The following is a 22512-nucleotide window of genomic DNA, read 5'->3' as shown; positions in this document are numbered from 1 at the left end:
GGAGTACCCAGGGTCGGCAGCTTTTTTTTGTTCGATCCGGTGGCAACAGCCTTTTCTCATAGCTTAAACCCCACGTCCCAAGGTCTTTTTTCTCCCCTGAACATCACGTGTTTAACCACAAATGTTAACAAAATAAAAACCATTTAACGTAATTACAAGTTATCAAACTATAGTAATTAACTAAATAAATAACTTTTAATTAAATATATCGATACAGACGACTACTCATTACATTTTAATTCACTAACAAAAACAGAAAGAAAGATGAACATGAAAAAGTCAGTTTTAATAGCCGTTGCTTCAATAGCCGTTGGTTTTTTATCAAACCAGGCAATAGCTCAAACACAGGATACAACCAAAAAGGACACTGCTAAAACAACTGCCGCTCCTGCAACAACTCCATCAACAGCTGCCGCATCAGGTGATGTGGTTGGCGTTATGGCAACTTCAACCAATTACGCGCCAATGGCACTTGCAATAAAATCAGCTCAGCTTGAGCCAACTTTGCAGGCACCCGGCCCATTCACCATATTTGCACCAAATGATGTAGCCTTTAGCAAATTGCCAAAAGCGCAGTTTGATGCCCTGATGAAAGATCCGGCCAAATTTGCCCCTATATTGAAATATCACGTAGTAGCGGGTAAATATACCAAAGCCGATATCATTAAGGCTTTAGGTGCCGGTAAAGGCAAAGCCGATCTGAAAACCATCGACGGGCAAACATTGCATTTATCTGTAAACGATAAAAGCAATTTGCAGATCGTTGACGCTAAAGGCGTTGCAGTGTTAGTAACATCGTTTGACACTGAGGCGAGTAACGGTGTTATACACGGCGTTAATGGTATCATGACACCTTAATCACAAATCATTTTGTTTAAATTTTAAATCCATGAAAAACCCGGCTTTACTGGCCGGGTTTTTCATTTATTGCAAGCCTTTTTAAATACTCGGATTTGGCCAGTCTGAAATCAAAATATTTGCTCCGGGTGTTATCATCCGTAAAATCTCCGGAGAGCGAAAAGCCTATCTTCTTTAATAACTTTACCGAACTTTGGTTTCCTTCTTTTGGGCATGCGGTTACCAATTCAAAATGTTGGTCATTAAAACCAAAGGCTAAAACAGCAGAAATAGCTTCCTGCATAAAGCCCTGCCCATGGTAATCAGGATAAAGCTCATAGCCTATCTCTGCCTTTTTATCGGCTGATTCAAAATTCCAATAACAGATGGTTCCGATGAGTTTATGATCATTCTTCAGGGTTATAGCCCAATAAAAGCCTTCGCCCCTGCTTACGATACCTTCTATTTTTTTAATAAATGAGCGGGCTTCATCAATGGTAGTATCACTGGCCCGATCAAGATATTTGTTCACTTCGGCATTGGAACGGAGGGCCAAAATTTGTGGAGCATCTGCTTCAAGCAACTGGCGTAAATTCAGGCGTTTGGTAATAAGCGCTGATGCTTCAAGTGAGTTCATAGCTATGTTATTTCTTATTTTCCCTGTCAGCAATAAACACAACAGGTAAACCTATACAAATTACCAGTGTCAACATCCCAACCAGGATAGTACTCACAGGGATATGATATCCTGGCTTCATGGTTATTTTACTTAATGGCACAACACCTAAATTCATAATAAGCCAGGCTGCCATTCCGTAAATAACCGCAACAAAATATTTATTACGCAAACCATTATAAAAGAATGGATAAAGCAGAAAAAATACTGCGCTAAATAAAAACGCAATAACGTAGTGAAAAATGACTCCGGCAATTATAATTTCGGCACCACCTGCAAATGCGGCCGGACCGAAAGCCCCACTGGCAATAAATTTAAAAATAACACCCGGATTAACTTTGTAATTCACGAGCAAAGCTGCAAGGCCATCAAGCGTGCCGGTTATAAACCCAGCGAACAGGATATTGACAAGTTTACTTTTCTTCTTCGGGTTCACTTTTGTTAGCATGGGCAGAAATTATAAGGGGATAAATTTATGCTTTTATGTTTCGATAAACTGCGTATGAAACATATTTTTTACCTGCGTAACGTGATTGATAAAACTTAACTATAATGAGTCTCTGCAGCGTGATTATCACTTCAGATATTCATCCATAAAATAAAACACCCTTTTCCTAATCTCTTCGGCATCAAACATCACTCCGTAATGCGGCGCGTTGGGTACGATGATAAGCTCATTTTTAACTCCTGCAAGTTTCAAGTATGAGCTTAGCAATACCGATTGGGTATAATTTACAGATTCATCTTTTTCGCCCTGAACAATCAGGAATGGCGGATCGTTTTTATCCACATAGGTAACCGGGCTGGCTATATTGGCCAGATCGGGCCTATCGATAGCGTACGCACCAAGCAACAGGTTAACCGGGCTTTTGGGGTCATTAACATCGGTGCCTTTAAGTGACAGAAAGTTTGACGGGCCATAAAAATCAAGCGCGAGCTTGATTTTAAAATGAGGTTTACGCCCTTCCGGGTAAAATTGTTTGATATCGTTATTATTAGATAAAGCCAGTAACGATGCCAGGTGCCCTCCGGCAGAAAAGCCAATTACCCCAAACTTATCCCTGTTAAGCTTATATTTTGAAGCGTTTTGATACAGAAACTCAATGGCCTGGTTACAATCCTGAATTTGTGCCGGAAACGGTGCGGTAGTACTCCAGCGATAATCAATAGAAGCCACGGCATAACCATTATCGATAAAGCCCTGCACGGTTTTCTGCATGTAACCCATATCGGCATATTTATCGTTCAGCATCCAGGCACCGCCGTGAATCCAGATTATAACGGGGTAGCTATCTTTTGCCGTTGGCGGCAGGTAGATATCCAGCAGGTGCTTTTTTAAAGTATCACCTGCATAGTTTATATCACCATACAATATAGTCCCCTTCGGAAAAAACGGTTGTTTAGGACTCGATGTTTGTGCATGGATTGATACAGATAAAGCACTGATCAGGACGATCAGCAGGTTTTGGGTAATCTTTTTCATAATTGGTTAATTGCTTAAAGATAACGTATATCTGTAAAACCCAACAACTAAATCCCTACCGAAAAATACGATACCCAGGCTATAAACCACAATTGTAAAGGAATACGAAACCACAGATAGCTTTTACCGCTACCATCATAAGTAGCCTTTTCAAAATTTACACGCTTAATAGCAGCATTTATATTAACAGGCAGCATTACTACAAACATGATAAGTAAAATGATCCCTGCAATATGCCTTGTGGAATTGATGATAAGTAACGGCCCAAGTATAATTTCCATCACTCCTGTTAAGTAAACCAAAGCGCCTTTAAATGGAATAAATGCAGGCATCATCATGACCATGCCTTTGGTAAACATAAAATGCCCTAATGATGCAAACCAAAGCATCAGCATCATGGCTATGTTGCCACTTAATATGATATTCCATTCATCAACAAAGAGACGCGAAATAACAACCGTAAGTATAAAACTTATGATGAGAACGAGCAGGACTTTCATAAGGATTAAATAAGGTAAATATCGGGGATTAAGCTTTAATCAATTGCTCCCCTTCAATCTTCTTCTGTAATTCTAAAATAGCTCCTATAAGCGCTTCGGGGCGCGGCGGGCAACCCTGCACATATACATCAACCGGGATCACTCTGTCAACGCCTTTTACAACATGATAGCCATGCTGCCAGTACGGGCCGCCACAGTTGGAGCATGAACCCATCGAGATCACATATTTAGGATCAGGCATTTGCTCATACAGACGTTTAATACGTTCGGCCATTTTAAAGGTAACTGTACCGGCAATAATGATCACATCGGCCTGACGGGCAGACGGACGTGGGAAAACACCAAAGCGGTCGAGGTCATAGGTGGAAGCCATGGAGCCCATCATTTCAATAGCGCAGCAGGCTATACCAAAACTAAGCGGCCACAACGATGATAACCGGGCCCAATTGAGCAGATCGTTCATCTTGGTTATCACTACACCACCATTTTCGCTTGTTATATCGTTACTCATTTGCAGGCTTTTTAAAGGTTGGTTTAAACATAGGTTTGCGGGCGGGCTCAACTGTTGGAGGAGCAGCAGTAGTAGTCGCAGTGGCAGCAGCAGTTGCAGTTGCAGTTGCTGTTATAGTATCAGCATTAAAAGCCTTTACCGTGAAGCGGCCTTGTTCCTGGTTTAATTGTTCGTAAAGCGATGAGGGGATATGCACATCGGTATGCGGTACAACTGGAGTAGGTTTTATCCAGTCAAGGTCGCCTTTGCGCCAAACGTATATTAAACCTATAATCAGGATGCCCAAAAACACAAACATCTCGGCAAGTGAAAGCCAGCCCCAGCGCGCATCCTGCGCAGCAATTTCATGGCTGCCAAACACCGTTGCCCATGGAAAAATAAAAACCATCTCCACATCAAACAGCAGGAAAACCAGTGCTATAACATAAAAGCGCGGGTTAAAGGGCAACCAGGCATTACCGGTTGGTTCTTCGCCGCATTCGTACGAGCTTAATTTTTCGGCATTGGGATTATTGGGTGCTAAAAGTCTGTTGATAAAAAATATCACACACACCATTATTATCCCCGTAATAATAAAGATGAGTATCTTTCCAAATTCTGATATTTGCGAAACATCCGTCATGAGTACAAATTTAGTAAAACAAACAGATTTTGACGCTATAATAATTGGCGGAGGCGCATGCGGCCTCATGTGCGCCGTACAGGCCGGCTTTTTAGGCAAGCGTGTACTGGTGCTTGAAAAAAACGACCGCGTTGGTGCCAAGATCCTCATCAGCGGCGGTGGTCGTTGTAACTACACCAATCTTTACGCTACCGATCAGCAGTTTATTTCGCAAAACCCACATTTCTGTAAATCAGCCTTTTCGCAGTGGACGGTTGATGATACCATCAGCTTTTTTGAAACCTACGGCATCACCGGCAAGGAAAAAACGTTAGGTCAGCTTTTCCCGGTAAGTGATAAAGCTAAAGATGTGGTTGAGGTTTTCACAAACCTGTGCGATGATCTTGGGCAGGAGATCTGGGTTAATGCCGAGGTTAAAATAGTTGAAAAAACTGACGATGGCTTTACAGTACGCGCCGAAGTTAACGGCAAACAGGAGTACGTAAGCGCCACCAGTGTAGTAATGGCAGCAGGAGGTTTACCCATCCCCAAAATGGGCGCTACTGATTTTGGTTTGCGAACGGCCCGCAATTTCGGTTTAAAAGTTGCCGATACCGCCCCTGCCCTGGTGCCGCTCACCATTACCGGCAAAGACCAGCCCTGGTACGAGCAACTATCAGGTAACAGCATTTTTTGCCGTGTTTGGAATGACAAGGCCAGTTTTGAAGAAAATATCCTGTTTACCCACTGGGGCCTCAGCGGACCAGCCATATTACAGATTTCCTCTTACTGGAAGCCCGGCGAAACCATCAATATCGATCTGCTCCCCAATCAAAACATTGCCGACCTTATTCAACAGGAAAAAGAAACCAACGGTAAAAAAATGCTGCTGGCCTATATAGCATCCTTATATACCCGCAAATTTGCCGAAGCTTTAAGTGATAAACTCCCTTCTGAAAAAAACATGGCGTCGCTCACTAAAGCCGAAATAGAAAGCATTAGCGCACTCATTCATGATTTTAAAGTTAAACCTGCCGGCGATAAAGGTTATGACAAAGCCGAAGTAATGCGCGGCGGTGTAGCTACCGATGAACTCTCATCCAAAACACTGGAAGCTAAGAAGGTACCCGGACTATTTTTTGGAGGTGAATGCGTGGATGTTACCGGCTGGCTTGGCGGCTATAATTTTCAATGGGCCTGGGCAAGCGGTTTTGTTATTGCGCAGAACATATGACCGTCGATTTTTTTGATTACGTTGATTTCGTTGATTATCGCCTGCCTCCCGTTTCATTTGCCCCTTGTCATGCTGAGGTACGAAGCATCTTCTTCGCCCTGTATAACGGTTCTGCATGTCGAAGAAGATTCTTCGCTATCGCTCAGAATGACAAAATCTTGTCGGCTCAATAAGATGTTACCGCTCCACTATCTTATAATTCTTATACTCACCAACGCGCCAGCCAGTAACGTCTTCTATCTTTTGCAATGCTTTGCGGCGGAAGTCCATACCTGCCCTTAACTTTTTTGAGTCGAAATCGACATTCCAGTTGGTGGCGGCTATGCGTTTTTGCATAGGTGCTGGGTGAGTGCCGGTAAAATGGATCAGGCGATCTGCATTGCCGTAATCAAATTCATAAGTTTCGGGCAGGTGTTCGGCAAACCAGGTTTCGTCGTGATAAAACTTATTAAAGTTACGCACCTTACTGGTTAACCCTTGCGGCGGTTTTGCCCAGCCGTAATGATAGATATAAGCGTCGATGAGCTTTACATTTATTTTGCGGTCGTCAAGCCTGAAACCTTGCGCATCGCGATAGGAATGGATTCCTTTAATATTCTTCAGTAAACGAATCTCCCGACGATACCAGCGCCTTGAATGTCCGTAATAATCATACGAGCCATAAAAATGCAAGTATTTAAAAAGTAATCCCTCAATGTTAGGTTTATTTAAGGCATCCTGCATTTCCTTTTTGATGAGCGGGTGATATTTTTCATGTACCGCTTCATCGCCCTGGATATAGAAACACCAGTCGGCATCAGGCGATATGGCTTCAAATGCCTTATCAGTTTCGGCGGCGAAAACCTTTCCACCCTCCCGCAATGACTCATCCCAAACCGAGTCAATAATTTTGATAATTGGCGAGTTGATAGCCTCGATCAGTCCACGGGTGCCATCATCCGAATTGCCCACCACTACAATAAACTCATCGCAAAGCGGTAATATCGATGTAATAGCCTCAACAATTGGATAATCGTTACGTACTGCGTTCCTGATAAAGGTAAAACCGGATACTTTCATAAGCGGCGTAAAGATAATAAGAGAAACAAGAATCAGGATACAAGATTCAAGACACAGGGAATCGCGTTTAAATAATTCGATCTGTTTTACTAATCTCATGCTGAAGAATTTCTACACAAATGCCTTGCAAGCTCTCTACAATTAATCGAATTACACGAATCTTAAATTGATTCAATTCGATTAATACGCAAAAATTAGTGTGAAAATTTTTCATTTATTGTTTTTAATCTACATGTGGTTAAAAGCGATCTCCCTCATTCAAGACATTGCTCTCCGAGATTAACAGATTTACGTACTGTCAATTTGTGACATTGGGATTAACGCATTTTGCCGGCAGTTGCGTTTCTTTGCATGATGTTAATACACCGCAATCAGCGGCAACCCATATCAATAAAATATCACTATGAAGGCACTCGCCAGGCAACTTTTCAAAACTTTTCTTTTTTCTGTAATCATATCCATAGTAGCAAGCTGTATCTATTATGCACTTCAGCATAAAGGCGTAGGCGAAGATCTGAAGGCGATATTGCCTTCTATATCTGAAGGAGTAGCGTTTCTTAACATTATCATTTTTGTAATGTCGCTCCCTGCCTTGTTTCTGGTTAACCCTGCGTATTACAACAATTTGTCTATTAGGCTGGTGCTGTATTATGCAGGTTCCATTGTATTTACTATTACTGCTTTTCGCCTGCAATTGAGCCCCGAAAATAAAGCTGTTTACTTCATTACAGCCATCAGTTTTATAGTAGTACACAGTGTGTTTTATTACCTGATGACCAAAAAACGTCGTTAAGCTATTGTTGTTTAAAGCATTTATAGGCTTTTTGAAAGATTTAGGCTAAACTTGCATCTTCAAATATGAAAGCATTTTACGGAGATTTAAAACTGGGTATTTTAGGCGGCGGGCAGTTAGGCCGCATGCTGATACAGCAAGCCATAAACTATAACGTTACTGTTAAAATACTTGATCCCGACAGGGAAGCGCCATGCCGTAAACTTTGTGATGAGTTTACTGTAGGTTCATTGGGCGATTACGAAACGGTATATAACTTCGGCAAAACTGTCGACCTGCTAACTATTGAAATAGAGAAGGTTAACGTTGATGCCCTTGAACAGCTCGAAAAAGAGGGTGTACTGGTTTATCCGCAATCGCGCATTATCCGCTTGATCCAGGATAAAGGCCTTCAAAAGCAGTTTTTTAAAGAAAACGATATCCCTACAGCCGATTTCCAGATCATATCTTCGCCACAGCAGCTTCAACAAAGCCTGATCCCTTTCCCTTATATTCAAAAACTGCGTAAGGATGGCTATGACGGTAAAGGCGTATATAAAGTTATTGACGAAAGTTACCTTGCCGGTGCTTTTAAAGAACCGAGCCTTATTGAGCAATGGATCGATTTTGAAAAAGAGATTGCGATAATTGTTGCCCGTAACGAAAACGGCGAGGTTAGCACTTTCCCAATGGTTGAAATGGAGTTTAACCCCAAAGCCAACCTTGTTGAATTTTTGATAGCCCCATCTACCCTCCCATTCGCCGTACAGCAAAAGGCAGAACAGATAGCCAAGAAAATTGCTGAGAGTCTTAAAATTGTAGGTTTACTGGCTGTCGAAATGTTTTTAGATAAGCAAGGCCGCATCCTGGTGAATGAACTTGCCCCGCGCCCGCATAACAGCGGCCACCAAACCATTGAGGGCAACGTAGTGTCACAGTTTGAACAGCATCTAAGGGCGATATTTAATCAGCCATTGGGCGATACTGCCTGCCTAAACAATGCCATTATGGTAAACGTTTTAGGTGAAGCCGGTTACGAAGGCCCCGCTATTTACCAGGGTATCGAAAAGGTATTGAAAGTGCCGGGAGTGTACATTCACCTTTATGGTAAAGCGCTAACTAAACCTTTCAGGAAAATGGGGCACGTTACTATTGTAGATGCAGACAGGGAGAAAGCTATTGAAAAAGCACGTTTTGTGCAGAAAACGTTAAAAGTAATAAGTTAACACAAAGATAACCACGCGTCATTGCGAGGTACGAAGCAATCGCAAACGAGAGCGAACCTGCTAATCAGGGATTGCTTCGTACCTCGCAATGACGCTTATAAAATAAAACCATGAGTACTACAAAAGTCGCCATTATAATGGGCAGCAAATCCGATCTGAATGTAATGCAGGATGCTGCCGATGTTTTAGCCGAATTAGGCGTTGAATACGAAATAACCGTAGTATCGGCCCACCGCACACCTGATCGCATGTTCAGCTATGCACGCGCCGCTGCTGATCGTGGTATAAAGGTAATCATTGCTGGTGCCGGTGGTGCAGCACATTTGCCGGGCATGGTAGCCTCATTAACGCACTTGCCGGTGATTGGCGTACCTGTAAAGTCAAGTAACTCTATCGATGGCTGGGATTCCATCCTATCCATATTGCAAATGCCAAACGGTATCCCGGTTGCAACAGTTGCTTTAAATGCAGCCAAAAACGCAGGGATCCTTGCCGCTCAGATCCTATCAACCGGAGATGAATACCTTGTTAAAAACCTCATCGACTTCAAAGAAAACCTTAAAAAGAAAGTTGAAGAATCGGCAAGGGAAATGGAGGATAGTGATTAGAGGTTGGAGATTAGAGATTAGTTAGCTCAAGCTTATACAAATTAGAAATGAGAAAAGGCCATAGTTTACTACGGCCTTTTCTCATTTCTAAATATTATAGTCTAATCACTAATCTCCAACCTTTAATCTCTCACACTAATTCAACGCCGGATTTTCCGGAAAATTAGCAATGTGGGCGTAGCGTTGGCCAAGACTGATCACTACCTGTCGCCATAGATTTTGCTCGTCAAGGGTAAATAATGTTTCTACATCAAACTTGTTGGTCACTATCCAGCTATCGTCTTTTATTTCTTCATCAAGTTGTTTTGGCGTCCAACCAGAGTATCCGGCAAAAAATTTAATTTCTTCGGTGCTTAACTGGTAATTGGATACCAGGTATTTAACTTGTTCAAAATCACCTCCCCAATACAGGCCATCGGCTATTTCAATTCCCCCTTCTATTTTATCAGGAGCACAATGAATAAAGTGTAATGTATTTTTTGCTACGGGGCCTCCCTCATAAACAGGCATCTCCGAATAAGAAACATCAGGTAGCACATCGCCCAATAAATATTCGCTTTGATGGTTCAGAATAAAGCCCATAGCACCTTCCTCAGAGTATTCTGTTAAAATTATTACCGATCTCTTAAAATTCGGATCCATCATAAAAGGTTCCGAAATAAGTAAATGGCCTGCCGCGGCCGCTATTGGACTAAGCATAAAGTTTAGCGTTTAAATACATAACAAGCATAGCAAAAATATGTTCAATTATGAATAATGATTTACATCATTATATACGGCTTAATTAATTTGTAAGTTTGCATTAAAATGAATCAGCAGGAAATACAAAATTTAAGGCAGGATTACAGCGCATCTACGCTGTCAGAAAACAGCACCAAGGGTGATCCTATTAAACAGTTTGAACAATGGTTTAACGAAGCTTTGGAGGCAAAATTGCATGAACCCAATGCAATGACGCTTTCAACAGCCACCATAAACGGCAAGCCTTCGGCTCGCATTGTACTTTTAAAAGGCTTCCATACAGGCGGTTTTATATTCTTCACCAACTACTTAAGCCGCAAAGGCAAAGAGATAGCCAAAAATCCGCAAGGTGCATTAACCTTTTTTTGGGGAGGCCTGGAGCGCCAGGTACGTATTGAAGGTACTATTGAAAAGGTAAGCAAGGAAGATTCTGAAAAATATTTCCACTCGCGCCCTAAAGGCAGCCAGGTTGGTGCAGTAGTATCGCCACAAAGCCAGGAAATTGAAAGCCGCGAAATACTGGAGCAAAAATGGAACGAACTGGAAGCAGAATATGCCGATAAAGAAGTGCCTAAACCATCTTATTGGGGTGGCTACATCTTAAACCCGCAACTGGTTGAATTTTGGCAAGGAAGACCAAGCCGCATGCACGACCGTATTCTGTACAAAAAAACTGATAAAAAAACCTGGAAAAAAGTACGCCTTGCACCATGAGTTTTGATGATATTAAACAATTGCTCACCGAAAAATTTGGTGATGCTGTAATTACCGGCGAAGAAACTAGCGGCCTGCAACCCGCTCTGATCATTAACCCGGATGATATTACAGCCGTATGCATGGAGTTACGCAACAATCCTAAAACTTATTTCGATTTCCTGTCGAGCCTGAGCGGCATGCATTACAATGACGATGCAAACCGTTTTGGAGTGGTTTACCATTTGGCTTCCATCCCATACAAAACTCAGCTTACTTTAAAGATAAGCAAGCCCCATCAGAAAGAAAGTGCCGAACTGCCCGAATTTAAAAGTATAACCTCCGTTTACCGCACAGCCGACTGGCATGAACGCGAAGCCTACGATTTGTTAGGCATCTACTTTGATGGCCACCCCGATCTTCGCCGGATCTTATTGCCCGACGACTGGGAAGGCTTCCCTTTGAGAAAAGACTACCAGAACGCCGAATTTTACAAAGGGATCAGGATAGATTAACCTCTTGCCTTGCGACAAATACTTTTGTTTGGCGGGCCTAACTATTTACTTTCCTTATCGTATAATACCCATAGTTTAAACAAATCTTTTTAGTAAGATTGTAAACCCTATTTATTAAACCATGGATATTATAAGGAGAGATAACATCACTTACGAGGAGTTTATTGAGGAGCATTATAAACCCGGCATTCCGCTGGTTTTCACCAAAGCTGCTAAGGTTTGGAAAGCCAATGGCCTCTTCACTCCCGATTGGTTTCGTGAAAATTATCCCGACCGTAAAACCGACGTCAGGGGCACTACTTACACCATGAAACAGGTTATGGATATGGTTGAGGCCAGCACTGAAGATAAGCCGGCCCCCTATCCTATGATTTTCGATATCCCGTCAACCATTCCCGAGTTGATGCCGCTTTTGGATCCGCTTGACCTGAATTACGCGTCGCCAAACTGGCTGCGTAATAAAATGTTCAATATCGGTAAATGGGGTGGCGCTATTGAAATGTTTGTTGGCGGTCCCGGTGGCAGGTTTCCTTACATGCACATTGATTATTATCACCTTAACGCCTGGATAACACAGCTTTATGGCGAAAAACGCTTTACCGTGTTCCCGCGCGGACAGGAAGATATGCTTTATCCGCGACCAGATGATCCCTGGCGTTCAGAATTGAATATTTTTGAACCTGATTATGAAAAATATCCGAAATACAAAGATGCTACCCCAATACATTTTGTTGTAGGCCCGGGCGAAACATTGTTCATTCCTTTTGGCACCTGGCATTCGGCGTATTCATTAACCCCTACCATATCAGTTGCATTTGATACACTGAATAATAAAAACCATAAGGAATTTATGAAGGATGTTTGGACCTTCAAAAGCCGTGACAGCAAGGCAAAAGCAATTGCCATGTACGGCTACGCCTGGGTAGCCACTCAGCTAAGCAAAATGGCAGACAAATCCACAGTTAAATAACCGCTTTGTTTTTACTTCATTTTTACAGGACAAATATCCTGATAAATGAAAAAAAAAGCTGATTTTTGGTATCCGGCCGTGTATCTCAAACAATCCGGCCGGATACTAATTTAACAGGATATAAAATTGGTCATTACAAACCCTAAATACGAAGAAGCCCTACTTAGGTATAACAAAAAAATTGCCGATGCCAGCGTTGAGGATATGATCCTTAATGTCGGCCCGCAGCACCCCTCAACCCATGGTGTTTTACGCCTTGAACTGATCACCGATGGCGAAATAGTAAAAGATGTTATTCCTCATATCGGTTACCTGCACCGCTGCTTTGAAAAACATGCCGAATCATTAACCTATCAGCAAACCATTCCTTTTACCGACAGGCTGGATTACCTGGCTTCCATGAATAACAGCCATGCCTTTGTAATGGGTGTTGAAAGGATGATGGGCATTGATAAAGATATCCCTAAACGTGTAGAATATATCCGCGTGCTGGTTTGCGAGCTTAACCGCATAGCATCGCACCTCATAGCTATTGGTACTTACGGCATTGATATAGGTGCCTTTACCCCCTTCCTTTGGTGTTTCAGGGACAGGGAACATATTATGGGCATGTTGGAATGGGCTTCGGGCTCGCGCATGTTATACAATTACATTTGGGTGGGCGGTTTGTTTTATGACCTTCCGGTTGGTTTTGAGGAACGCTGCCGCGATTTCGTGGAATACTTTAAACCTAAAATGGTTGAACTTAACCAGTTGCTTACCGATAACCAGGTATTTATTTCGCGCACGGCCAATGTGGGTGTTTTACCGCTTGATGTAGCTATAAACTATGGCTGCTCAGGGCCAATGTTACGTGCATCAGGTTTAAAATGGGACTTGCGCCGTATCGATAATTATTCGGCTTACCCTGAAATTGATTTTGAAATTCCGGTTGGTACGGGCCTCATGGGTAAAGTTGGCGACTGCTGGGACAGGTATAAGGTACGTGTTGATGAGATTGAGCAATCATTAAGAATAGTTGAACAATGCCTTGACCGTTTGCAAAAAGAGCTGAAACGCATGCCCGATTTTGATCCGCGAGCTAAAATGCCACGCAAAACTATTCCCAAGGCGCAGGATTACTACGTACGTTGTGAAGGTGCCAAAGGCGAGCTTGGTTTTTATTTTACGACAGATGGTAAATCTGAGATCCCAACCCGCGTAAAATCCCGCGGCCCAAGCTTTAATAACCTTTCGGTATTGCCCGAACTATCAAAAGGCGTATTAATTGCTGATCTGATAGCTATAGTAGGCTCTATCGACTTTGTTTTGGGTGAGGTGGATAGGTAAAAACCAATATCTCCATCCCGTCATTGCGAGGCACGAAGCAATCGCGAACTATATAGAACGGCTCTGTAAATCGGGGATTGCTTCGTGCCTCGCAATGACGGGTTGCAAAAAAATATCGCTAAACAAGAAAGAGACACCTCACGGCGTCTCTTCTCATTTTAATATATTAATTTTTATTGAGTGGGCTATTGATTACTGGTTATATACCTTAACCATGAACACGTAGTTTTTAAGCTTTTTAAGCTGCTGTTTGCGGCTTAAACCGGCGAGCATATTTTTATTATTCAGGTTCAGTGTTTTCGATAATGAATCTGTTGGAATATTCTGAATAGTTTTCAGCAGATATGCTGATTTCTTTGCGAAAGAAGCACCTGCCATTTGTGTTTGCCTTGCTGTAATAATGCCTATAACATTACCTTTTTCATCAAGCAAAGGGCCACCGCTGTTACCTGGGTTTACAGGTAGTGATACCTGATATTCGGTGGTATCGTTTGAGTAGCCGGCTGCAGATGACAGCGAGCCTGCGCTAAATACTACATTATCGCCGGGATATCCCCAGGTGTAAACGTTCTCACCCAAATCACTTTCAGCTTTTTTCAGGTTATAAGGTACAGGGCCGAGATTCTTAAAAGTTGAATCGTTGATCTGTAATATAGCCAGATCATATTGAGGTTCGGTATAAATTACTTTAGCGTGGAACGATTCGCCAGCTGCATTCTGCACATAAACCGAATCGGCGTTTTTAATTACGTGGTAATCGGTAACTAAATAACCATTTGATGTTAAGGCAAAACCCGTTCCTCTGAAATTAGCCGGAGGGCTCTTCACTATCTTAGGTTTTACGGCGATACTACCATGACCTATCTGGGCTACGGCTTTCTCCACGTTGCTTACCTTGTTTACCAGCTGTTCGTATTTCGATTTATCGCTACTTAACTTACCAGTAAGAATTAAGATAGTCAAAACACCAAAAATGGCGATTGAAGCCGCAACCGATATTTTTGAATGATGATTACGCCACATACGCACAATCCATACCGGGTGGATCATCACCTCTTCCTTCAGCGCATGAACATCAATCTCACTGTGAATATCGTTTAAACGCCTTTCAAGCTCAAGCTTTTCACCATATTGCTTCAATAAGCCTATAAACTTAACGTGTTCGGTAACTTTACTTTCAACCGCCGCATCATTTTTGCGAAGCAATTCAAATTGAACGCGTTCTTCGGCGGTCATGCTGCCGTCAAAGTACCGTTCAATAAATTCCGTAAGCTGGTTATCACTCATCTCTTGATCTCCTTATTTTTGCTGAAAAAATAATTTCTTCAGCCTTTGCAGGCATTTATACTTTTGCGTTTTAGCATTATCTGCATTGGTATAGCCAAAACGTTCGCAGATCTCCTGCATCGATCTGTTTTTGATATAAAAATCTTCCATAATAGTTTTACAAGGTTCCCCTAATTGCTGGAGAGCACTCTCCATTTTACCAAATTGGATATCCCTGTCACTATGGCTTTCAACCTCTTCTTCAACGGGCAGGTGTTCTTCAAAATCCCTGATATCACCGCCGTACCTGTTCATTTGACTTAGCCTTTTGAGCCAAAGCCGCCTGCAAACCGAGTATATATATGTTTTAAGCTTACTGTTAAGCTCAAAATCCCCGCCTTTAATCTTATTATAAAGAACTATAATGGCTTCCTGGTAAATATCTTTGGCATCATCTTCATCGCCATTGTTGTTGATGATCAACTGTAATATCATCGGAAAATAGGTTGTATAGAGCCTTTTCAGCACTATTTCCGAATTATTAAGTATCCCAAGAACTATCTCACTATCTGTTGGAGCCGAAGCTTTTAAGTCTTTATTCACTCTTAATACTATTTAGGCCAAATTGTAACCCACTATTATCAAAAAAAATCAAACTAAAATAAATTAATAACATTGGCATTACATTTCCTCGCCTGTAACAATTGTGTAATGCTTTAGTTTAATATTTAATACCCGCAGGCAAACAAGGTAACCCTATGTTAAAAACTATGCAGGCAAATCTGCAATAAAAAAACCGCTTGCAGAAACAGTCATATTAAACTAATAATCCTAAGAATTTACAATTAGTTAATTTTTATGGGTTACCTTTTTCAATAACCTGTATTAACTATCAAACGATCACAAAACATTAACATTTTAAAACTTCAAAAAATGAAAAATTCATTCAAATTAGGTTTCGTAGCTTTAGTTCTTGCAGCTTCTTTTTCAGCTTGTAACGGTGATGCTAAAAAAGGTGGTGAAGATACTACTAAAACTGTAGTTGATTCAACTAAAGTTGTTACTGATACAACTAAAGTTTCTACTGATACTACTAAAGCTGATACTACTAAAGCAGACACTACTAAAAAATAATTATCCCATATAATAGGAAGCAGTTAAATATCATTTTTAATTTTTTTCTATTGATTTTTTAGTTATCCATCAATAAAAAAGGTGACTTGTAATTTTTTTTTAAAATTATGGGTTACCTTTTTTTATTTCTGGTATTAAGGTGTAAACTATTAAATCACTTATTAAAAAATTTAAGAAATGAAAAACTTCAAATTAGGCTTTTTAGCTTTAGCTATCGCTGTTTCTTTCGCTGCTTGTAAAGGTTCTTCTTCAGCTTCAGGTTCTGATACTTCTAAAGCTGATACTTCTAAAATGGCTGCTGACACTACTAAAGCTGACACTTCTAAAGCTGATACTTCTAAAGCTGCTGTTGCTGACACTACTAAAAAAGACACTACTAAAAAGTAATTTAACTTTTTATGTTAAAAAAATGCCCTGGTTTTCCGGGGCATTTTTTTTGCCCAATACTTTTCAAACAATTTCTGCCGGTATTGCTTAATGTGTTAAGCAATAAAATATGAAATATTCTGAATGGAAAGCCCTCAGTGCCGACGAGCGTAAAAACATCCGCTGGCACCGTCATCCCCACATCCGTACCGCTACCCTTTTTGCTATAGCTTTTGCAATAACATTTATTATTGTAGTAATGGGCATAAGTAAAAACAGCACGGTGCATCTTAACCGCAAGCCAACACCAAAGGAAGCTTTTGCCATGGCCAAACAATTTGTAAAGGATAAACTGAAACAGCCCGAAAAAGCGGTGTTTCCGGAAAATGCATTTAAATCCGATATCGACACCACAACCAGCAGCTACCAGGTGCAATCAACGGTGAAAGTTGAAAACGAAAGCGGCAAGATGGTGCAATCGGCCTGGGAAGTTAAAATGCAATACACCAATGGTGACTGGGCGGAAAAAAATAGCTGGCAGGTAAAAGACGTTAACATAAGCACTCAGCCAGTAAACTAAACATTATAGTTTGATAACAAAAAAGGAGCAGTTATAAAACTGCTCCCTCCTGTTAACCCAATAATAAATGTCCAATAGTTTAATGAACACTATCACGCAGTGCTTTAACCTCATCATGAGCATCAAGTAATTCACTTTCCTGCTGGCTGATGGTTTCCCGCAGGTAGGCCGGCAAATTCTCATCCTCAAGTGCTGTCCGGTATGCTTTTAAAATAGCATCTTCACCAAACTCACATTCCTCAAGTACGTTATGGGTATCATGCCCAGTAAAAGCTGCTTTAACATCAAGCCAAACCCTGTGTATTTTGCCGCTTGTAGTTGTACCGGTTTCGATATCTTTTCCAAAAGCACTAACCTCGGTACCCAAAGCAAGTTTATAGCCCTGACTTTGCCCAATAAGCCTTGTGAAAAGCGATTTTAAATCGGCATCATCTTCTTTTAAATCTTTTGAAGCACGTTGATAGCCCTCAATCCTGTCGTTGTTGATCTGTATCAGATCATTCAAAATTTGTACGGTTGCTTGTGTATTTTCCATGATTAGATGTTTTTATATAATAATCAACCTTTCAAAAGTCAAATTGTTTAATTAATTATATAAAAAATATCTCAAAAAGAAATTAATTCTTTCCACGAAAAAGCGAAATGATCCAGATGATAACGGCGATTACCACAATAACCGCAATGATACCTGCAATGGCACCAGCTTTAAATATACCGGTTATAACCGAGCAACTGCTTAATGTAAACAGCACAAACGCAAATAGTAAAAAATGTAAGTTTTTCATGACTGATGTTTAAATAGATAAAGTTTAATGATGGTTTATTCCGGTCATTAATTGTGTTAACCCGAATGCAATAATCAGGCCTTTTTAACAATAGCCCCCCAGGCGGGCATCTGTTTGTAACACACGGATTTTTAAAGCAGCTATTGTATGCAGATGTATACAATTATTGTATTGTTGCCGGTAAACAGCCTGCACCACAGGCTAAGACTTTGAATAGGCTCTAAAAGATCAATAGTTGTTTATTAAGCGGTAATGCGGTTTTAAATATTTTATAAATAACCGTTGCCTGAAAAAACAAATACCGATGGCAGGTGTTAATATAGCAACATTATAAACCACAAAAAATATCAAGAATTTATTGACGGTTATAAATCCTCTGCCTGCTGTAAGAGGATGTGTTTTTATAAAATATTATTAACAATTTATTTCCACTAATTATGATAATACAGGTACAACCCAACATTCAATGTGAAAACTGTATCAAATGCGGCAGAAGGCCACATGTTGAGCAGCAAAAAAAATATTGGGTGTTAACGTGTCCTAACAAAAGCTGTAAAAATTTGGTAAAATCACTTACAGTCGACTTTGAAACCTGGAACCGGCTTAATAAAAAAATAAACGAAGTGCCGGCTTCAGCCGATACATTAAAGCGTACAGCTTAAAACTGTTGGGAGGATGGTTAATATATAAATCCATAAAAAATTTCATGGCTTTAACCCAGATGAGTACATTTACGCGCTACTCTACTTGTTAAGCTATGACAAATGCACTTCTATCAATAAATAAAGCAACTGTACGTTTCTTAAATACAACATTATTTACCGGCTTAAGCTTCAATATAAATAAAGGCGAAAGCTGGGCCCTTATCGGTGAAAGCGGATCAGGAAAAAGCGCCTTGCTACAAACCATAGCAGGGCGTTTCAATGTTACCGGAGGCGAAATCAATTACCATTTCTGGAATGATTATGCCCGCTTTTTTAACGCTAATGATATAGCTACGCCGCATAAGCTCATAGCCCTGGTTGAACCCAAACATCATTTCCGTAATCTTTCAAACACCACTGATTTTTATTACCAGCAACGCTATAACTCGTCCGACTCGGAAGACGCGCTTTCTGTAGTGGATTATCTTAATACTGTACCTAAATTTTTGGGTGCCGATGCATCATGGACATTTGAAAAAGTAGTTTCGTTATTAAGGCTTGATGCACTGTTAAATAAACAGATCATCAAATTGTCAAACGGCGAAACCAAACGCCTTATGCTGGCTGCGGCACTACTTAAAAACCCCTTATTGCTCATGCTCGATAGTCCTTTAACCGGCCTCGATGTAAGAACCCGTGAAGAATTTAATGATATCATTGAACAGATCACAGCTTCGGGCATTAATGTTATTATGGCCACCTCGGTTCATGAAATACCGGCGGCTATAACACATATAGCCGTGTTAAGTAAGGGGGCTATTGTGCACCAAAGTGCCAAACAGGATTTTAAGCCCGAATTATTTCAGATAGATAATACCGACACCATTGACACAGGCGAACTAAGTGCGTTACTCAATATTGATAAGAACCCTGCTGCTTATGCACAAATTGTAAAAATGGAGGAGGTACATATTCAATATGGCGATAAGATAATTTTGAATAATGTAAACTGGCAGATCAAGCCCGGTGAGCATTGGGCTTTACTGGGGCCAAACGGTGCCGGAAAATCAACTTTGCTAAGCCTGATCAATGGCGATAACCCGCAGGCTTATGCTAATAACATTATTTTATTTGATAAAAAACGCGGCACCGGCGAAAGCATCTGGGATATCAAAAAGAAGATCGGCTTTGTATCTCCCGAACTGCACCAGTACTTCCCCACCGATAACAGTTGCTTGCAGGTGATCGAATCTGGTTATTATGACACCCTTGGGCTGTTCAGGCTCAGTAATAAAGAACGTGCGGAAGTTGCATTAAGATGGATGAAGGCTTTGGAAATTGAAAAGTATGCACGCGTATTACTCAAAAATATCCCGGCAAGTGCACAGCGCCTCTGCCTGCTGGCCCGGGCCCTTATCAAAAACCCGGCGTTATTAATTTTTGACGAACCCTGCCAGGGCATGGATGATCATCAGCAACTCCACTTTAAAAACCTGGTTGATACCATTTGCAGCCTCGGTAATGTTACCCTCATTTATGTAACTCACTATCAGCATGAAATCCCTAACAGTGTTGATAAGGTTTTGAGGCTGGATAAAGGGAAGGTGGTTTCTTGACCTGAAAGCCGAAAGCTTAAAGCTAAAGGCAAAAAGCTGATAGCTCAGGGAATGATAAGCATTGGGCTTTAGGCCTTGAGCTTTCCGCTTCTTCCTTTCTATCTTTTTTGTCAATTATTTAACAGCGGGCAAAATCAAATTATCAACTTACGTATATTTGCCTGATATGAATACAGCCGATCTGTTGCAACGCGCGTTGCGGTTTGATTTTTTAACGCTTGAAGAAGGCGTTTACCTGTATAACAACGCCTCTACTGCCGAGTTGATGTACACTGCCAACGAACTTCGTAAAATACAGGTTCCGCATGGTAAGGTTACCTGGCAAATAGACCGTAATGTTAATACCACCAATGTTTGTATCGCTAATTGCAAGTTTTGTAATTTCTTCCGCCGTCCTGGTCACGAAGACAGTTACATAACTGACATTGAAACATATAAAAAGAAGATAGAGGAAACGTTCCGTTATGGCGGCGATCAGCTGTTGTTACAAGGCGGTCACCACCCTGATTTGGGGCTGAAATTTTATACTGATCTGTTCCGCGAACTGAAGCAGCTATATCCTAAATTAAAGCTACATTCATTAGGTCCACCTGAAATTGCGCATGTTGCCAAATTAGAGGGCATGCCTCACATTGAAGTATTAAGGGCCATGAAGGAGGCCGGCTTGGATTCATTGCCAGGTGCCGGTGCCGAAATTTTGAACGACCGTGTTCGCCGCCTGATCTCAAAAGGCAAATGCGGCGGTAAAGAATGGCTTGACGTAATGCGTGCCGCTCATCAGCTTAACCTGCCAACATCTGCAACCATGATGTTTGGCCATATCGAAACTATTGAAGAGCGCTTCGAGCATTTAGTTTGGATCCGTGAAGTACAGGCCGAGAAACCAGAAGGCAATTACGGCTTCATAGCATTTATTCCATGGCCTTTCCAGGATGATGGTACCCTTTTACGTAAAGTACGCGGCATCACCAATAATGTAACCGGCGATGAATATATCCGCATGATTGCACTGAGCCGTATTATGTTGCCAAACGTTAAAAACATCCAGGCTTCGTGGCTTACTGTAGGTAAACAGGTTGCCCAAATTTGCTTACATGCAGGCGCTAACGATTTTGGCTCTATCATGATTGAGGAAAATGTAGTATCGGCAGCCGGTGCGCCGCACAGGTTTACCGCCAAAGGCATCCAGGAGTCTATTAAAGAAGCTGGCTTTGAACCGCAACTTCGTACCCAGCGATACGAGTGGCGCGACATCCCCGTTGAAATTGAAGAACAGGTTATAAATTATTAGTATTAAGTCGGAAGTTTTAAGTCTCAAGCCCTAAGTTTTAAGTCAATAGCTCTCAATCCAAGATTATTGACTTTGTATTTAAGATTAAGACTTTGAACTTAAGACTGTAGGCTTTCGACTTAAAAAATGGAACAATACGTAGAGGCACTAATTTTTGCGTCAGAACAGGCAATCAGGCTGGAAGAGATTATGTATTGCCTCCAGGCGGCGTTTGAACGTGATTTTGCCAGCGAAGAAGTAACTGATGCTATAAACAGGATCCATGAAAAGTATCAGCATCATAGCTTAGCTATTGAATTAGTTAAAATTGGCAACGGCTATCAATTCCTCACTAAAAAGGAATACCATGCCGTTATCAATTTGCTGCAGCTGCAACGATCAAAGAAAAAATTGAGCCAGGCCGCTTTGGAAACCCTTGCCATCATCGCTTATAAGCAACCGGTAACCAAACCCGATATTGAACAAATAAGAGGAGTAAACTGTGATTATTCGATCCAAAAATTACTGGAAAAAGAGCTGATAGCTATAGTTGGCAAATCAGAAGGGCTTGGAAAACCTATACTTTACGGCACAAGTTTGTTGTTTATGGACTATTTTGGCATTAACAGCATTGAGGAATTGCCTCAACTTAAGGACTTTACAAACAATACCGCCACCATTGGCGAACAATCAGAATAATTTTAATTTCTGTTTTAAAAAAAATCAATTTTAATTATTTTTACTATTGAATCGGTAAAGATAAAGGATCTGAAAAAACGCTTTTCTTTATCTGATTTAAATTATTATTATTGACGAAGTTTAATTTATAAAATCCATTACAATGGGAGCGCCAAAGAAACCGAACACTAAAAAGGTCCAAGACTCTGATAACGATGCGGAGGATGATGATCTGGAGCCAACAAAAGCAACGAAGAAGTATGATGACGATGATGATGACTTTGACGGCCCCTTAGACGATGATCTGGGCAGAGGTGGTTATGAGTCATTTGATGACGAAGACGAAGACGATTATTAGTATTTAAAAATATAGTATTTTGTAAAGCATTCAGACTATGCCTCTGGATGCTTTTTTTAT

28 protein-coding genes are annotated in these 22512 nt (G+C 41.1%); 16 read left to right on the top strand and 12 right to left on the bottom strand.

Annotation, left to right across the window (positions count from 1 at the left end; genetic code table 11):
- Positions 1–270 precede the first annotated feature (270 nt).
- On the top strand, positions 271–858 hold the full coding sequence (locus tag MTO98_RS12130; RefSeq protein WP_243486915.1) for a fasciclin domain-containing protein: 588 nt from the start codon (positions 271–273) through the stop codon (positions 856–858).
- 46 nt (positions 859–904) lie between these two features.
- On the opposite strand, the gene MTO98_RS12125 is transcribed toward MTO98_RS12130, so the two are convergent.
- From MTO98_RS12125 to MTO98_RS12100, 6 genes are all read right to left on the bottom strand, one after another.
- Positions 905–1474 (bottom strand): GNAT family N-acetyltransferase, encoded by a 570-nt coding sequence (locus MTO98_RS12125; RefSeq protein ID WP_243486914.1) that lies wholly within the window; start codon positions 1472–1474, stop codon positions 905–907.
- Positions 1475–1481: 7 nt separating this feature from the next.
- Entirely contained in the window at positions 1482–1961 is a 480-nt protein-coding gene (locus MTO98_RS12120; RefSeq protein WP_243486913.1) for a hypothetical protein, read from the bottom strand.
- A gap of 126 nt (positions 1962–2087) precedes the next feature.
- Complete coding sequence (locus tag MTO98_RS12115; RefSeq protein WP_243486912.1) at positions 2088–2996, bottom strand: alpha/beta hydrolase; 909 nt, start codon at positions 2994–2996, stop codon at positions 2088–2090.
- A gap of 47 nt (positions 2997–3043) precedes the next feature.
- Complete coding sequence (locus MTO98_RS12110; RefSeq protein ID WP_243486911.1) at positions 3044–3496, bottom strand: hypothetical protein; 453 nt, start codon at positions 3494–3496, stop codon at positions 3044–3046.
- 28 nt (positions 3497–3524) lie between these two features.
- Positions 3525–4007: an NADH-quinone oxidoreductase subunit B gene (locus MTO98_RS12105; protein WP_121227190.1), complete on the bottom strand. Its 483-nt coding sequence runs from the start codon at positions 4005–4007 to the stop codon at positions 3525–3527.
- Positions 4000–4629, bottom strand: coding sequence for an NADH-quinone oxidoreductase subunit A (locus MTO98_RS12100; protein ID WP_243486910.1), 630 nt, complete (start codon positions 4627–4629; stop codon positions 4000–4002). Before MTO98_RS12100 ends, MTO98_RS12105 begins: the two co-directional genes overlap by 8 nt.
- On the opposite strand from MTO98_RS12100, the gene MTO98_RS12095 reads away from it, so the two are divergent.
- Positions 4628–5842 (top strand): NAD(P)/FAD-dependent oxidoreductase, encoded by a 1215-nt coding sequence (locus MTO98_RS12095; RefSeq protein WP_243486909.1) that lies wholly within the window; start codon positions 4628–4630, stop codon positions 5840–5842. The two genes, MTO98_RS12100 and MTO98_RS12095, sit on opposite strands and share 2 nt — an antisense overlap.
- A gap of 177 nt (positions 5843–6019) precedes the next feature.
- Here the strand turns inward: MTO98_RS12095 and MTO98_RS12090 are convergent, their stop codons facing one another.
- The gene (locus tag MTO98_RS12090) at positions 6020–7000 is read right to left on the bottom strand and encodes a glycosyltransferase family 2 protein (protein WP_243486908.1); all 981 of its coding nucleotides are present in this window, start codon (positions 6998–7000) and stop codon (positions 6020–6022) included.
- Between the two features lie 304 nt (positions 7001–7304).
- Here MTO98_RS12090 and MTO98_RS12085 point away from each other — a divergent pair, with 304 nt between their 5' ends.
- The 3 genes from MTO98_RS12085 (at position 7305) to purE (ending at position 9507) form a co-directional block, all read left to right on the top strand.
- Positions 7305–7694: a hypothetical protein gene (locus MTO98_RS12085; RefSeq protein WP_243486907.1), complete on the top strand. Its 390-nt coding sequence runs from the start codon at positions 7305–7307 to the stop codon at positions 7692–7694.
- A 65-nt stretch (positions 7695–7759) separates the two neighbouring features.
- Positions 7760–8899, top strand: a complete 1140-nt coding sequence (locus MTO98_RS12080; protein ID WP_243486906.1) for a 5-(carboxyamino)imidazole ribonucleotide synthase — start codon at positions 7760–7762, stop codon at positions 8897–8899.
- Between the two features lie 110 nt (positions 8900–9009).
- Positions 9010–9507 carry a 5-(carboxyamino)imidazole ribonucleotide mutase gene (purE, locus tag MTO98_RS12075; RefSeq protein WP_243486905.1) on the top strand — a complete coding sequence of 166 codons (498 nt, stop codon included), beginning with the start codon at positions 9010–9012 and terminating at the stop codon, positions 9505–9507.
- A 135-nt stretch (positions 9508–9642) separates the two neighbouring features.
- Here the strand turns inward: purE and MTO98_RS12070 are convergent, their stop codons facing one another.
- Positions 9643–10206, bottom strand: coding sequence for a YqgE/AlgH family protein (locus MTO98_RS12070; RefSeq protein WP_243486904.1), 564 nt, complete (start codon positions 10204–10206; stop codon positions 9643–9645).
- 108 nt (positions 10207–10314) lie between these two features.
- On the opposite strand from MTO98_RS12070, the gene pdxH reads away from it, so the two are divergent.
- The 4 genes from pdxH (at position 10315) to MTO98_RS12050 (ending at position 13755) form a co-directional block, all read left to right on the top strand.
- Positions 10315–10962, top strand: a complete 648-nt coding sequence (gene pdxH, locus MTO98_RS12065) for a pyridoxamine 5'-phosphate oxidase (protein WP_243486903.1) — start codon at positions 10315–10317, stop codon at positions 10960–10962.
- A complete protein-coding gene (locus MTO98_RS12060) occupies positions 10959–11456 on the top strand; it encodes an NADH-quinone oxidoreductase subunit C (protein WP_243486902.1) in 498 nt (165 codons plus the stop codon). Before pdxH ends, MTO98_RS12060 begins: the two co-directional genes overlap by 4 nt.
- A 121-nt stretch (positions 11457–11577) precedes the next feature.
- Positions 11578–12426, top strand: a complete 849-nt coding sequence (locus MTO98_RS12055; protein WP_243486901.1) for a cupin-like domain-containing protein — start codon at positions 11578–11580, stop codon at positions 12424–12426.
- Between the two features lie 204 nt (positions 12427–12630).
- Entirely contained in the window at positions 12631–13755 is a 1125-nt protein-coding gene (locus tag MTO98_RS12050; protein WP_243487926.1) for an NADH-quinone oxidoreductase subunit D, read from the top strand.
- Between the two features lie 192 nt (positions 13756–13947).
- Here MTO98_RS12050 and MTO98_RS12045 read toward each other — a convergent pair whose 3' ends face one another.
- Both MTO98_RS12045 and MTO98_RS12040 read right to left on the bottom strand, forming a co-directional pair.
- Positions 13948–15042 (bottom strand): S1C family serine protease, encoded by a 1095-nt coding sequence (locus MTO98_RS12045; RefSeq protein ID WP_243486900.1) that lies wholly within the window; start codon positions 15040–15042, stop codon positions 13948–13950.
- Positions 15043–15054: 12 nt separating this feature from the next.
- Positions 15055–15624 carry an RNA polymerase sigma factor gene (locus tag MTO98_RS12040; protein WP_243486899.1) on the bottom strand — a complete coding sequence of 190 codons (570 nt, stop codon included), beginning with the start codon at positions 15622–15624 and terminating at the stop codon, positions 15055–15057.
- Positions 15625–15954: 330 nt separating this feature from the next.
- On the opposite strand from MTO98_RS12040, the gene MTO98_RS12035 reads away from it, so the two are divergent.
- The 3 genes from MTO98_RS12035 (at position 15955) to MTO98_RS12025 (ending at position 17101) form a co-directional block, all read left to right on the top strand.
- A complete protein-coding gene (locus tag MTO98_RS12035) occupies positions 15955–16155 on the top strand; it encodes a hypothetical protein (protein ID WP_243486898.1) in 201 nt (66 codons plus the stop codon).
- A 177-nt stretch (positions 16156–16332) separates the two neighbouring features.
- Entirely contained in the window at positions 16333–16542 is a 210-nt protein-coding gene (locus MTO98_RS12030) for a hypothetical protein (protein ID WP_243486897.1), read from the top strand.
- Positions 16543–16651: 109 nt separating this feature from the next.
- Positions 16652–17101, top strand: a complete 450-nt coding sequence (locus MTO98_RS12025) for a hypothetical protein (RefSeq protein ID WP_243486896.1) — start codon at positions 16652–16654, stop codon at positions 17099–17101.
- A gap of 79 nt (positions 17102–17180) precedes the next feature.
- Here the strand turns inward: MTO98_RS12025 and MTO98_RS12020 are convergent, their stop codons facing one another.
- Complete coding sequence (locus MTO98_RS12020; RefSeq protein WP_243486895.1) at positions 17181–17636, bottom strand: PA2169 family four-helix-bundle protein; 456 nt, start codon at positions 17634–17636, stop codon at positions 17181–17183.
- Positions 17637–17718: 82 nt separating this feature from the next.
- Entirely contained in the window at positions 17719–17886 is a 168-nt protein-coding gene (locus MTO98_RS12015; RefSeq protein ID WP_243486894.1) for a phosphatidate cytidylyltransferase, read from the bottom strand.
- A 757-nt stretch (positions 17887–18643) separates the two neighbouring features.
- Here MTO98_RS12015 and MTO98_RS12010 point away from each other — a divergent pair.
- From MTO98_RS12010 to MTO98_RS11995, 4 genes are all read left to right on the top strand, one after another.
- A complete protein-coding gene (locus MTO98_RS12010) occupies positions 18644–20146 on the top strand; it encodes an ATP-binding cassette domain-containing protein (RefSeq protein WP_243486893.1) in 1503 nt (500 codons plus the stop codon).
- A 166-nt stretch (positions 20147–20312) separates the two neighbouring features.
- Positions 20313–21437 carry a cyclic dehypoxanthinyl futalosine synthase gene (gene mqnC / locus MTO98_RS12005; RefSeq protein ID WP_243486892.1) on the top strand — a complete coding sequence of 375 codons (1125 nt, stop codon included), beginning with the start codon at positions 20313–20315 and terminating at the stop codon, positions 21435–21437.
- A 126-nt stretch (positions 21438–21563) separates the two neighbouring features.
- Positions 21564–22115 (top strand): SMC-Scp complex subunit ScpB, encoded by a 552-nt coding sequence (scpB, locus tag MTO98_RS12000; RefSeq protein WP_243486891.1) that lies wholly within the window; start codon positions 21564–21566, stop codon positions 22113–22115.
- A 142-nt stretch (positions 22116–22257) separates the two neighbouring features.
- Positions 22258–22452 carry a hypothetical protein gene (locus tag MTO98_RS11995; RefSeq protein WP_243486890.1) on the top strand — a complete coding sequence of 65 codons (195 nt, stop codon included), beginning with the start codon at positions 22258–22260 and terminating at the stop codon, positions 22450–22452.
- Positions 22453–22512 lie beyond the last annotated feature (60 nt).

Origin of the sequence: Mucilaginibacter sp. SMC90, assembly GCF_022811725.1 — a bacterium.
GTDB lineage: Bacteria > Bacteroidota > Bacteroidia > Sphingobacteriales > Sphingobacteriaceae > Mucilaginibacter.
This window is presented reverse-complemented; position numbering and strand designations above follow the sequence as displayed.